General features: G+C 34.9%; 10 protein-coding genes. 5 read left to right on the top strand and 5 right to left on the bottom strand.

What is annotated here, in order from left to right; translation table 11 throughout:
- Positions 1-53: 53 nt before the first annotated feature.
- The 3 genes from C1Y58_RS09025 to C1Y58_RS09010 form a co-directional block, all read right to left on the bottom strand.
- On the bottom strand, positions 54-1,700 hold the full coding sequence (locus C1Y58_RS09025; RefSeq protein ID WP_105615685.1) for a DEAD/DEAH box helicase: 1,647 nt from the start codon (positions 1,698-1,700) through the stop codon (positions 54-56).
- A gap of 254 nt (positions 1,701-1,954) precedes the next feature.
- Positions 1,955-3,775 (bottom strand): beta-glucuronidase, encoded by a 1,821-nt coding sequence (gene uidA, locus C1Y58_RS09015; protein WP_105615683.1) that lies wholly within the window; start codon positions 3,773-3,775, stop codon positions 1,955-1,957.
- Between the two features lie 57 nt (positions 3,776-3,832).
- On the bottom strand, positions 3,833-5,200 hold the full coding sequence (locus C1Y58_RS09010; protein WP_157950029.1) for a glycoside-pentoside-hexuronide (GPH):cation symporter: 1,368 nt from the start codon (positions 5,198-5,200) through the stop codon (positions 3,833-3,835).
- A 145-nt stretch (positions 5,201-5,345) separates the two neighbouring features.
- Between C1Y58_RS09010 and C1Y58_RS09005 the strand changes: the two genes are divergently transcribed.
- Positions 5,346-6,581: a helix-turn-helix domain-containing protein gene (locus tag C1Y58_RS09005; protein ID WP_105615681.1), complete on the top strand. Its 1,236-nt coding sequence runs from the start codon at positions 5,346-5,348 to the stop codon at positions 6,579-6,581.
- Between the two features lie 42 nt (positions 6,582-6,623).
- Here C1Y58_RS09005 and C1Y58_RS09000 read toward each other — a convergent pair whose 3' ends face one another.
- On the bottom strand, positions 6,624-8,111 hold the full coding sequence (locus C1Y58_RS09000) for a sulfatase (RefSeq protein WP_105615680.1): 1,488 nt from the start codon (positions 8,109-8,111) through the stop codon (positions 6,624-6,626).
- A gap of 89 nt (positions 8,112-8,200) precedes the next feature.
- Between C1Y58_RS09000 and C1Y58_RS08995 the strand changes: the two genes are divergently transcribed.
- Together C1Y58_RS08995 and C1Y58_RS08990 are read left to right on the top strand one after the other, a co-directional pair.
- On the top strand, positions 8,201-9,052 hold the full coding sequence (locus C1Y58_RS08995) for an AraC family transcriptional regulator (protein ID WP_105615679.1): 852 nt from the start codon (positions 8,201-8,203) through the stop codon (positions 9,050-9,052).
- 225 nt (positions 9,053-9,277) lie between these two features.
- Entirely contained in the window at positions 9,278-11,263 is a 1,986-nt protein-coding gene (locus tag C1Y58_RS08990; protein WP_207655729.1) for an alpha-amylase family protein, read from the top strand.
- An 81-nt stretch (positions 11,264-11,344) separates the two neighbouring features.
- Here the strand turns inward: C1Y58_RS08990 and C1Y58_RS08985 are convergent, their stop codons facing one another.
- A complete protein-coding gene (locus C1Y58_RS08985) occupies positions 11,345-12,241 on the bottom strand; it encodes an AraC family transcriptional regulator (protein ID WP_105615678.1) in 897 nt (298 codons plus the stop codon).
- Positions 12,242-12,351: 110 nt separating this feature from the next.
- On the opposite strand from C1Y58_RS08985, the gene C1Y58_RS08980 reads away from it, so the two are divergent.
- Positions 12,352-13,083, top strand: a complete 732-nt coding sequence (locus C1Y58_RS08980) for a sugar phosphate isomerase/epimerase family protein (protein ID WP_105615677.1) — start codon at positions 12,352-12,354, stop codon at positions 13,081-13,083.
- A 29-nt stretch (positions 13,084-13,112) separates the two neighbouring features.
- Positions 13,113-14,198, top strand: a complete 1,086-nt coding sequence (locus C1Y58_RS08975) for a Gfo/Idh/MocA family protein (protein ID WP_207655728.1) — start codon at positions 13,113-13,115, stop codon at positions 14,196-14,198.
- Position 14,199 lies beyond the last annotated feature (1 nt).

Below are 14,199 nucleotides of genomic sequence, written 5' to 3'. Positions count from 1 at the left end.
AGGTAGGTCTGATAACCTGCCTCCTATTTTTTTTAGTTAAAGAAATAATGAATTTACTTCTTATTGGCAATTTCAATATTAACTTTACGTCCGCGAATACGAGCTTGATTCATGCTATCGATAACAACTTGGCTGACATCTTTCGGTACGTTAACAAAAGAATATTTATCATAGATATCAATATCGCCTACTAAGCGTCCAGGAATATTAGATTCACCTGCAATAGCACCGACAAGATCACCTACTTTGATCCTATCTTTCTTACCTACATTAATAAAGAGGCGAACAGAATTCTTATCATCTCTCTTATTACCTTGACGTCCACCACGGTCTCGTCCTCTACCTTTACGTTGGTCATCTTTAGTTCTTCTTGATTCTCTACTATTCACTCTATAAGATAAATCATGATCTTTACCTTCATCAAATTGAACATTTTGGGAAAGAAGTGCAGCAGCAATATCTCTATAATTATAGCCACTTAATTCCATTTCATCAACAAGACCATGATAAGTTGATAACTCATGTGTATCGATGATATGCTTCAATTCATCAGTATAAGACTTAGCTTTTACATCATTGACTTGACGTAGGCTTGGAACAGCTCCCTTTGGAATCTGAGTTCCAATATAGTGGTTAATATTAAATAGTCTTTGAAGTTCACGTCTGCTTACTAATGTATGAGAACTACCTGAACGTCCAGCACGACCTGTACGACCGATACGGTGAACGTAATAATCTTCTTTTTCAGGTACATCATAGTTGAATACCGCTTCAACGTTACGAATATCTAGTCCTCTTGCAGCTACATCTGTCGCAATTAGAACATTGATGATACCATGATTAAATTTATCTAATACTTCTAAACGGAATCTTTGATCAATATCGCCATGAATTTTATCAGCACTATAACCAAGAGCTAATAACTCCTTTGTTACCTGGTCAACTTTACTTTTCGTATTACAGAATACTAAAGACAATTTTGGCTGATAAGTATCTAATAAACGGCACAATGCATCGGTTTTATAACTATCTTTTATTTGATAGTAATGTTGAGCAACATTTTTAGTTGTAAGTTCTTTATTAACTACTTTAATGAGTTTTGGCTGGTTTTGATATTTATCTACAATTTCCAAAATACTCTTAGGCATTGTAGCAGAGAAAAGTATCGTCTGACGGTCATCTTGGACATGTTCTAAGATTTCTTCAATATCTTCTCTAAAACCCATTTTTAACATTTCATCTGCTTCATCGAGAATTAATGTATTTAATTCATCAAAGCGGAGCGTTCTTCTCTTCATATGGTCCATAATACGACCAGGTGTACCAACGATAATTTGAACACCTTTTCTCAAACCTGTTATCTGATGATGTATAGGCTCTCCACCATAGACTGGGAAAGCTTTAATGCCATGCATATACTTAGAAATTCGTCTAATTTCAGCACAAACCTGCACAGCTAATTCTCTTGTAGGACATAAGATGAGCACCTGCGGCTTTCTAAGCTTAGGGTCAACTTTTTCAAGTATAGGTATAGCGAAAGCAGCTGTTTTACCCGTACCTGTTTGTGATTGTCCAATAATATCTTTACCTTCTAATAATAAAGGAATTGTTTTTGATTGTATAGGCGTAGCCTTTTCAAACCCCATTTCCTCTATTGCGGTCATAATCTCATTTGATATATTTAATTCATTAAAATTCATTTAATACCATCCTAATTTTTTTTTATTTATCTAAAATACGACCTATACTAGATATGGATATGGTCGTAAGCCCTTTAATGCTAATAAGTTGTTTATTAGCAACATGTGCACACAATTTATCAATTATACTATGTTTTGCAAGAAAAAGCAAGAGAAATATTTTATTATATATGTAATATATGCTTTTTTTATATTTATTAAACATGAAAAAGCCCAAGAACATCAGTTCTTGAGCTTGGAATAAACTGCAGTGTTTATTTCTTATAGCCATAATCGGGAATATTAGTCCATCTTTTCTGTAATAAATAGGCAGCACTTTTAGGTTGGCGTGTTCTTGTAAAGGCACCTTTCTTATTCCCATCTACTCGCATAATACCTTCTGTTGTTTGAAAATCTGCAAAATTCCACATTTGCTCACCAACAAGATTATCGCAGGAGTCAAAAGCGTCGTGCTGAGCTTTTAAATATTCCACTTGATATTCTTCAGACCACATGACACTTGGTAATTTGTGAACACCATTCATTGTATCTGCACCATATTCAGCCATGATAATAGGTTTTCCTGTTGTTGACCATCCTTGTAACTCTTGTTTAAACATTTCTTTTGCATTAGGAAGCTCTGGACCACCCATCATATACCATCCATAATAGCGATTTAATAAAATTACATCAGCAAATTGATGAGCTCTACATTTACCAAATGGGGCCATCATGAAGTTTGTAAAGGACATAGGACGATACTGAATATCTAATGATTTTGCATATTCGAAAATCTCTTTGAAATAAGGCTCAGAACCTTCTTGAGATGTATCAGGTTCATTGGCTAAGCACCACATGACAACGGAAGGATGATTTTTATCTCTTAAGAAGAGTTCACGAATAGCATCCTTATGGTTGGCTAGTGTCTTGGTTTTAACTTCGTCACGATCAAAGAAATTCGTTTGATCAGCTTTGCCTAATCCAGCTGCTAAGAAATTATTTAACATATCAAACAAACCAACAGCTGGTGTTTCATCAATAACAACTAATCCTTTTTGATCTGCTAATTGCATAAATTCTTCTGAATAAGGGTAGTGGGAAGTACGAATGGAGTTAGCTCCAATCCATTCTAGTAATTCAAAATCACGGAGATTTACAACTGGATTATAGCCTCTACCATGGTATTCACAATCCTCATGTTTACCAAAACCTTTAAAATAGAAAGGTTTATTATTAATTAACACACGATTATCTTTAACTTCTACTGTTCTTATACCAATAGGAAGGGGGTATTCATCGATGACCATATCACCATCTACTATTTTAGCATTTAAGGTATATAAATAGGCATTGCCTGGTTGCCAAAGGTTGACGTCATTAATAGTCAATAAATTCTTCTTACCTTTTCCAGAAGCAACAATTACTTTATCCTCATCTATGATTTCTACAACAACATCTTTAGAACCAGTCGTTATAACTTCATAATTGATTTGCCCATCAGTACCTATAATATCTGTTTTAACAGTAATATCATAAACACTCTCTTTTGGTAAGGCTACAAGTTTTACATGACGATGTAACCCTGAATAATTAAAGAAATCAAAGAATGGAAAAAGAAGTTTCTTACCATCAGCTTGAGTTTTTACAGTACCACATGGAATCGTCGTATAATCCAGTTCATTATTGACGACGACTACAACTTTGTTTTTCTCACCGAAGCGGATAACTTTGTTTATACGACCGCTAAATGGCATGTATCCACCTTCATGTTTAGCAACTTCATGACCATTGACCCAAACCACTGCTCTGTGTGTGGCACTACCAAAGCGTAGATCTACATGAAAGGATTCCCACTCATGTGGTACAAAAATTTCTGTTTCATACCAGACATCTCCTACATGTTCCCTTATACTCTTATCTGTAAAAATATCATTGTAGCTTGATGGGACGGCCATTAAAGTGTTATCACAAAGACCATCTTTCCAACCATGATCTCTACCTTCGTTATTTGCATCAATTTTGAATTTCCAGATCCCAGAAATGTCTATGACACGTCTTGTAGAGCTATTTACTGGATATAAAAATGAGTTTTCCAACCTTGTTCCTCCTCTTTCTTTACTTAAAAATAGTGAATAAAGTTTTGTAGAATTACATTACATATTGATTGATTTGACAACTTCTTTTTGTTTTTCAGGTGTCAGATTCCATATAAATTGGTAAGCTATAAAAGCAATAAACATTCCAAAGGCAGGTAATCCTATGGTTAAGAATTTTATACCCCATAATACCTGACTAGTTTGAATAGCATTAGGAACATAGCCTATTAGGGATAAACCGACACCTGCGAAAAAGCCTGCAAAAGCTTGCCCCATTTTTCTAACAAAGCTATAGCAGCCATAAATAACGCCTTCTTGTCGTTTACCACATAAATACTGATTGTAATCAATACAATCTGAAACCATTCCCCAAACCAGCATATGAGGGATTGTCATGAATATAGCAGCCATAAAAGAAACACTTATATATAGAATGGCATTGCTTGGTAATAGAAATAGAGCGCCATATATAATGGAAGATATTAAGCTACTCGTGGCTACAGTTCGCTTAACACCAAATTTCTTAACGACTTTAGACATAATTGGTGCAAGAATAAGCATAGGCAATAAACCTGTTAATCCAGTAATGGACATCAGTTGTAAAGCATTCAAATTATCCTTAAAGTAGTAAACTGCCATGGCACTGTTTACCATCATACCTAAAAGCATGGCTATTGATGCAATGGATACAGCAACAAATGGTCTATTCTTTACAAGTACGCCTATGGACTTGACAAAGCCATCTTTATCTGTACTTTCAACATCACTTACTTGATGTACGATGTTTTCTTCAACAGTATAATAAGATATGATATAAGAAACCAATCCTATAACTCCAAAGAGGATCATAGCTATCAAATAACCTTTAGATAATTCATCCGTGAATTGCACTAAAACTAGAGGAACAATCAGCCTAGGAAGAATATTACCAATAAGTCCACCAATACCTCTCGCAACTGCTAACGAAGAACGCTCTACTGGATCTTGCGTCATAACTGCTGCTAATGAGCCATAGGGTATGTTGACAAATGTATAAGTCATCCCCCAGACAATATAAGTCGCATAAGCCCAAATTAATTTCTGTGTACCGTTTAATCCATCTGGTGCAAAAAACATTAAGATTGCTGCTACAATAACAGGCCAACTACCTTTTAATAAGTAGATTTTAAACTTATCTACTTTTTGATTCTTATGTTTCAATGCTCTTTTCCTAAACATCTTATCAGTAAGTACACCCATCATGGGATCGTTAATGGCATCCCATAGTCGTGCAATCAAGAATAACGTCCCGGCAGCAGCGGCTGTTATGCCAAGTGCATCTGTATAGAAAGCTAATAAAAATCCTGCTGACATGCCGAAAGTTAAGCCGTTGGCTACATCCCCCATCATATACCCAAATTTATTTTTGAACGAAATTTGCTTCACCTTCATACCTCCTTTTATGATATAAGGGTATTATAGCTTTATTAAGAAAAAGGTGCTCATACAATTTTGAGTTTATTCGTATTATTTTTGCATATTATAAAGTAAAATGTTAAGATAGTAATGATAAATATTAAAAGGTGATAAAATGAAAGAGAATAACAATCATAATTTTAATCATTTATATAAGATTTGCAATTTAATAAAATCTCTTACTCATTTGGATATCTGTGCGTTTAATCATCAGGGGAATCAACTAGTAGAACAAGTGGACCATCCTCTACCAGCGGCTCTAAAACCATTAGATCATGAAGAATGGAAGGAGGAACTAAGTAATAGCCCACTCGACCGTTATTACTATAACACCAATACCTTTGGTCTGGAATACATTGCATCTGCTTTTAGGATGGATAATTCTTTTAAGGGGTTTGTCATAATTGGTCCATTTTTATCAAGAGTTCCTAGTCAAGGATGGATGAGCGATATCATTGCAAAACATAAGCTACCTATCAGTGAACGTGTTCAATTAAAAGAATTTTACCAATCGCTCATGGTTATAGATAGTAATTATCCTGATCATCTAGGTCATTTATTGGTTAACTTATGTGGCAATCCTTTTATTGAAGCTCAAATGCAGACCACAGAAGTAATGGAGCCAGTTATCAAAAAAGAGGACATGAATAGGACGATTAGTGAATCTAAAAGCATCATAGAGTTGCGGTATAGACTTGAGAAAAAAATTAGAAGGGCAGTTTCTTTAGGTAACAAAGAAGAGGTTCATCGCTTGATGCATGAGAATGGAACAATATTTACCTTTCCTGACCGTATTCCTGAGAGTCCATTAAGATCAGTCAAGAACTTGTCCATTACACTCAACACGATATTAAGAATAGCAGCTGAAAAGGGTGGGGTTCATCCTGTCTATATGCATAACATTTCAGAAAGATTTGCTATAACCATCGAACGAGGAACAACAGTGCCTTATCTAAAAAAATTGAATAATACTATGATAGATGATTATTGTGATGCTGTAAAAATGTTTTCAACGAGAAACTATAGCTCAATCGTTAAGATGGCTGTTAACTATATTAATCTGCACTTAGAACACAAAATTAGTTTAAAGTATATAGCTGAAAAGATACACACCAATCCCTCTCATCTTTCACGTCAATTCAAGAAGGAAACAATGATGACAATTACAGATTATATAAATAAAAAGCGGGTGGAAGAAGCTAAATTATATCTTGAAAGAGAAAACAGCTCTATTACAGATATAGCTCTTATGGTTGGGTTCAGTAATCTTAACTATTTTACTAAAGTATTCAAGAAAGTTACTTCATTAACACCATCAGAGTATATAAAAGAGATGAAGAATATTACCTAGTCTTTAAAAAGCCAGTCTCCATAAAAAGGGACTGGCTTAACATTAATCTAATCCTAATCTTTGGAACTGTTCTTTTGGAGCATCGTTTTCTTTCATTAATTGAATCATTTGTTGTATGATTTCATTTTCTATAACTAAATTATCAAGTGGATTTTGCTGTTGAGGATCACTTGCTAAATCATATAAGAGTCTGTTACCGAACTGAAGTTGATTGCTGTATCGATAATTTTCATTGCCTGTAAGTGCATCCATTTTCATTGTTTGTAAACCTTTAGTAAATGAAAAGGGTTTAGCTAATTCTAAGGTTTCCAGTTCCTCATGTCTGATAAAGGCGCGACCAGCACCATGGCATGTAGGCATTAAAGTATATTCGTACAGAGGACTATTAGCTGCATTAAGAGGACCTCGCATATAAACATACCTTCCATCAGTACAATTGACATGACCCCCATGCATACCAAATAATGCATACTCTCTAACGGGTGTATTTGATGCAATGGTGTCTCTTAATGATTTTCCTTGCATATCCTTAGGTAGATTCATATTGAAAAAGTCTAGTAAGGTGGGTGCTAGATCGATGGTTTGAACTAACTGATTACATCGTTGATTCTTCTTTTGGCATCGTGGGTCCCAGATAAAAAGTGGTGTATGAGCAACTTCATCATAGAAAGGAGCCCAACATTTTGCCCAACAGCCATGCTCACCAAGTAAAAAACCATGATCTGTATTGATGATTAACATGGTATCATCCCACATTTGATGTTCATCCATAAAGTCAAGAATTTTACCTAAATAATGATCACACATACTATGAAGTGCAGCACTTTCGTACCTACAGTGTAGAACTTCCTCATCACTTTCTTCTACATGACGATAGGGTGGCCAATCAAAGTGTTTACCATGATAGTCATGAGGATAGAGATCTCTATATTTCTGAGGTGCAAAATAGGGTTCATGGGGATCGAAAGTTTCAATATGGAGAAACCAATTATCCTCTTCATAGTTATTTTCTAAGAATTCCAGCCCGTTATGAAAAGTAATTGCTTGATAATGGTCCTCCTCATTCTTAATATACTTCCTATTAACCCAGTTGTAAGGATGAGCGATGCCGGTGTCGTTAACAGTTTCTGGAATATGAGGACCTTTAACATCAGCTTTCCAAGGATCAGCCTCTTGACCTCTTGAAAACTCATAGCTGTTATAACGAGAATGATAAGTAGCTCCACCATCTTCCCAATAATGATAATGATCCGTTACAAGGTGGGTATACACACCTTGATTCTTAAGAATTTCAGGCATGCTATCATCAAAAGGTTCAATAGGCCCCCAGCTCCTGTGTAAGAAATTATATCTTCCAGTATGTAACTCACGACGTGCAGGCATGCAAGGCATACTTCCAACATAACAATTATCAAAAGTAACGGTTTTTTCGGCTAATCGCGAGAAATTCGGAGCATGCACCCAGTCACTGCCATAAGGAGGAAGCATTCTCCGGTTTAATGAATCAAACATTAGCATAATAGCTTTCATATAAAAGACTCCTAACTATGGTAAATATATGTTATTATAATTTTAATAGAAAAAAGATACATGAAACAATAGTTAAAAGGGTGTAAAAGATGATGAAAACGGAGATGAATAATGTGAATAATGTATTATGTTTAAAAAAGCTGCTTACGACTATACCCATTAACAATCATTTTAGACTTCATGGTTCTTATAACGTTATTGCTCCACCTCTATGGAAAACTCACATACAGAACAACAGTGATCAGCATATGCTGTTAGTTTTGGGGGGAGAAGGAGCCTATTATTTTGGTAAGGAGAAGATCCTCCTTAAGAAAGGTACTATTGTCTTTGTCAGTAACAACTGCTTGCATCGTGCTGTACAAAATGTAAAAAATCCATTAAGACTATTACCACTACGTTTTGGGATTTACAATAATAAGAGTATGAAAGAGGTTTCAGTGCCTACTGATCCTTTTTTTCTTAGCTTTATACCAGTAGACATCCATAAGTATATACAGAAATTTCAAGGGTTTTATCACGCCACACATTTAGAAGGGCAAAAAGAATATCGAGATTTTTTAGCAAATACATTCATTTCTGAGGTACTCTTAGCGATGCTGAAACAGCTATCAGAGGATAGTGAGGAGAAGGCAAGAGATTCGAGAGTAGAACGAGGGAAAATCTATATTGAAGAAAATAAATTCATGAATATAGCCATAAGTGAGGTGGCAAAAGAAGTTGGATTATCTGAACGTCATTTTAGAAAACTCTTTCATGATCAATACGGTTTATCACCAAAAGGTTTTCAGCTTCAAATCAAAATGAGTTATGCTAAATATTTATTAACCGAAACCTGTTATTCCGTAAAAGAAATCGCTGGACAGATAGGTTATTCCGATCCTTACGTTTTCTCAAAGCAATTCAAGAATTACTTTGGTACTTCTCCAAAAGGATATAAATAAAAAAAGATTGAACACCATTACTGATTTCAAAACTATCAATAACGGTGTTCTTCTTATTTAGAGATTAACATGTATCAGGGATGGCAGCTGGTGCTGAGAAAGGATAATAATCGCTCATTGTAAAAAGTTAATATTGTACAAATTTAAGCTAGTTATTTACAAGTGTATGAGTAGAATTCGTGATAGTATATGAAGTAATTAGTATAGGAAAGTGAGGAATAGATTATGGGGAATATGCCTTTCAGACAAATACATTTGGATTTTCACACAGGAGATAAGATACCAGGAGTGGGTAGTGAATTTAGTAAGGAACAATTTCAAAATGCTTTGCAGGTAGGGCATGTTAATTCAATCAATATATTTGCTAAATGTCATCACGGATGGCTTTATTATAAGAATGGTGTAACACCATCACACCCATCCCTAGAATTTGATTTAGTGGAAGAAATGTTAAGTGCCTGTGAAGAAATAGGTGTAGAAACACAATTGTATATCTCTGCTGGGTTGGATGAGATTACAGCGAGAAAACATCCAGAGTGGTTATTTAGACGTCAAGATCAAAAAACCACTTGGGCAACGGATTTTATGCAAGCAGGTTATCATGAGCTTTGTATGAATACGCCCTACTTAGGGCATTTACTTAGTCAAATAGAAGAAGTGACTAGAAGATTTGATACAACAGGTATTTGGCTTGACATAGTAGGTATACGCCCTTGTTATTGTCAAACTTGTGTTAATCAGATTATTGAAGAAGGTAATGATCCTAGAGATGAAAAAGCAATTATAGAGTTAGCAGAAAGAGTTTACAAGAATTATCTAAAACAAGTTCAAGAGCTCATACATAGTATCAAACCTGAGATGAAGATTTTCCAGAATAGTGGTCACGTAACAAGAGGGAGAAGAGATATACTTGAGTACTATACCCATCTGGAACTAGAATCTTTACCTACAGGGGGCTGGGGCTACGATCACTTCCCTCTTTCAGCACGATATGTTCAAGGGCTTAGAAAAGAATTCTTGGGCATGACAGGAAAATTCCATACCACATGGGGAGAATTTGGAGGCTTTAAGCATCCTAATGCACTTCGCTATGAGGCAGCCTTAAATTTGGCTAATGGAGCAAAAATGTGTATAGGGGATCAACTTCACCCAGTAGGTAAAATGGATGAAGTCACCTATAAACTTGTCGGGGAAGCTTACAAAGAAGTTGAAAAGAAAGAAGCATGGTGCGATGATGTTGTCAATGTTGCTGACATAGGTTTATTAAGTCAGGAATGTTTAAAGGACTTTGTTGCTACCGCCAACCAGCATGGAGCTTCAACTAAAGGAGATACAGGTGCGGTTCGTATGCTTCTAGAAGGTAATTATCTATTTGATGTCATGGATTATGAGTCAAATTTTAACCAGTACAAAGTCATCATCTTACCTGATAGTATTAAACTGGATAAGAATCTTGAAAAAAAGGTAATTGATTATATTACAAATGGTGGGAAAATCCTGGCAACAGGTAAATCTGGTTTGAATCAGGCTGAAGATCAATTTCTAATAGAATTAGGCGTAAAATTTAAAGGAGAAAGTTCTTATCATCCTGATTATTTTATCCCATCATTCGATTATCATGGTCTTGGAAGCAGTGCTTTTGTTATGTTTGGTGAAGGGATTAATATCGCAGTAGATGGAGGTAAAGTTCTTGGTGAAAGAGAAGAACCTTATTTTAATCGGGATATGCTTCATTTCTCATCTCATTTTCATACGCCAAATCAACCTGGAAAGCGTTCAGCAGGAATGGTGGAAGGCGATGCAGGAATCTATATCGCTTGGAAAGTCTTTGAAGATTATGCCACCAAAGGAAGTTTGATTTTGAAGGATATGGTAAAGTTTGCTCTTGACCGATTATTAGGAGTGGAAAAAACCGTTGAAACAACACTAGGAGCACAAGGGGTAACAACGCTTCAGCATCAATATAACAATAAGCGCTATGTGAATCACCTTTTATATGCCACTCCTGTAAAAAGAGGTAATGGTGTAGAAGTCATCGAGGACCTAGTGCCAGTAATGAATATCAAGGCAACAATTAAATTAGATCAGAAGATTAAAAAGGTGTATTTAGCACCGCAATTGATAGACCTACCTTTTGCACAAGATGAGGATAAGATTACATATACTGTGGGAGAAGTTAACTGCCATCAAATGGTAGTTTTAGAGTATTAAAGCTAGCGAATTTCGCTAGCTTTTACTATTTTACAAATAATATGACTGAAGCACAATGGCCTGATGGATATAATATAGTCATTATTGATACGGTAATTTAAGCTTAAATTTTTTGGGTGTTATACCTTTATATTTTTTAAACTGTTTAATAAAATAACTTGAATTGGAAAAACCGCAGGTAATGGCTACTTCAGTTACGTTCATATCTGTAGTCGATAACAATTTCTCTGCTTCGCTAATTCTCACATAATTTAAGTAATCGGTAAATGTAGTATGGGTAATTTTTTTAAAATGTCTGCAGAAATAACTACAACTCATTCCTGACAATTGGGCTATTTTTTTAGTTGATATGTCTTCAAAATAATGATGATCAACATAATCAAAAATGTATTGAAGCTTTTGCACTTCACGTTCATTTGTAAAATCAATATTATCCATGGTGATCCCTTTATAATTCCAATTTCTTAATATCCATAAAAATATTCTGCTAATGTTAATTCTTATGGCCAGCTCAAATCCATAAGGCTTATTAATAAATTCATCATAAATTTCTTCAACCAGTTGTTGGATAGGTGATGAGTTAAGTTCATAGAGCTTAAAAAGCTTCTGGTGAGAAAAATTATTAATAGTAAAGGGTAAGATGTATTTCATTTCAAATATTGTTTTCTTTGAAGTATGAAGGAGTTCAGGGTCAAATTTTATTACGATGTATTTTGACTCTTCCTGCTCCGTTGCGAATATGGAATGAACTTCATTTGAGTTGATAATAATCAAGTCACCAGGTGATACCTGATATTCTTTGCCGCTTAAAAAGATGCTTGAATGACCAGATTTAAAATATAGTAACTCTATGTAATTATGCCAGTGAGGTCTTACTAATACTTCACTCATTTCAGTTGATTCAGTAATAAAGCTAGAAAAGGGATAGTTTATCTTATCTTTTTCAATGATTAACTCTTCAAAATAGGCTTCTTTCATATTAAAACTCCTCAAATCAGAAAGTCAAAATTGTATTATTTTTTTGTAAATTAATTATATAACATTTATTTCAAATATGATAGATTTAAATAAAAACAGAGGAGGTAATCATGAAGATAGGTGTTCAAATGTATAGTATAAGAAATGTAACATCACAAGACATGGAGAGAGCACTTCAGCGAGTAGCGGAAATAGGTTATGAAGGTATAGAATTTGCAGGATTCTATGATTATAAAGCTGATGAGATTCTTTCATGGTTAAAAAAATATAACCTTGAAGTTCTTGGTGCACATGTTTCTACTGAAATGATACTTGATCAACCTGATGAGACAATTGAGTTTCATAAAAGGATAGGTAATAAGCGTATTATATGTCCGGGTTTCGAAGGTATGAAAACAAAAGAAGGTGTTTTGGATTTTGCTAAAAGGTTAGCAGCTGTTATCCCAAAATATCATCAAGCTGGTATGAGACTTTATTATCATAATCATGCTTTTGAATTCACAAAAGAGGGTGAGGATTATCTGATTGATGTGTTATTTGATCAAGTGGAGCTTTTAAGTCCTGAGTTTGATATCTTTTGGGTTTATGCAGGTGGTGAATGTCCTGTGGATTATTTGAATAAATATCAAGGGAAAACAGATATTGTTCACATAAAAGATGGTATAGGCAACACAGCAACATTACTAGGTAAAGGAGAAGTTAATTTGGAAGGTGTTTGTTCAATTATCAAAAAACATCATTATAAATGGGCTGTCGTTGAATCAGAATCTAGTGACGAAATGAATGAACAGATTCAAGCTATAAAATATGATTTTGGTATTTTAAAGGAGCTACTTAAATAAAATTTAAATTATTTTAAGGGGAGATTAAATTGAAACAATTAAGAGTTGGAATTATTGGTTGTGGCGGGATAGCTAATGGTAAACACATGCCAGCTTTATCCAGAAATAAGGATATAGAAATGGTTGCCTTTTGTGATATTATTGTAACAAGAGCAGAAAAAGCAGCTAAGGAATTTGGGGTAGAAGGTTCTGAGGTATATGAAGACTACAAAGAATTACTTGCAGATAAATCCATTGATGTCGTTCATGTTTTAACTCCTAATAAGGAACATAGTTTCATTACTATTGATGCCCTTCATGCAGGTAAACATGTTATGTGCGAAAAACCAATGGCTAAAACGTACAAAGAAGCTAAAGCCATGGTTAAGGCTGCAGAAGAAACAGGTAAGATTCTTTCAGTTGGGTATAACAATCGATGTAGACCAGATTCGCTTTATTTAAAGGAAGCCTGCCTCAATGATGATTTAGGCGATATTTATTTTGCAAAGGCACATGCTGTTAGACGTCGAGCAGTACCAACTTGGGGTGTATTTTTAAATGAAGATGAGCAAGGTGGTGGTCCACTTATCGATATAGGAACACATGCACTAGATTTAACTTTGTGGATGATGAATAATTATCAGCCTAAAATGGTTGTAGGTACCAGTTATAAAAAGCTTGCTGGTCAGAGACATACAGCTAATGCATGGGGGGACTGGAATCCTAATGAATTTACAGTAGAAGATTCAGCTTTTGGATTTATTGTCATGGAAAATGGAGCGACAGTTACTCTAGAGGCAAGCTGGGCATTAAATACACTTGATGTCAAAGAAGCTAAATGTACACTTTGTGGTACAAAGGCAGGAGCTGATATGGAAGATGGTGTTCGAGTTAACGGAGTGAAATATAATAAACAATACATAGAAAAACCAAATCTCGAAAGCGGCGGGGTTGCTTTCTATGATGGCGATTGTAATGGTTCTCCTTCGGACATTGAGAATCGAAATTTTTATGACGCTATATTAAAAGGAACAGAACTAAGAGTCAAACCAGAAGAGGCTCTAGTTGTAACTAGAATTCTTGAAGCGATTTACGAGTCTTCTGAAACAGGGCAGCCAGTATATTTTAATGATTAAT

Origin of the sequence: Vallitalea okinawensis (assembly GCF_002964605.1) — a bacterium.
In the GTDB taxonomy this organism is placed as follows: domain Bacteria; phylum Bacillota; class Clostridia; order Lachnospirales; family PQDH01; genus Vallitalea_A; species Vallitalea_A okinawensis.
This window is presented reverse-complemented; position numbering and strand designations above follow the sequence as displayed.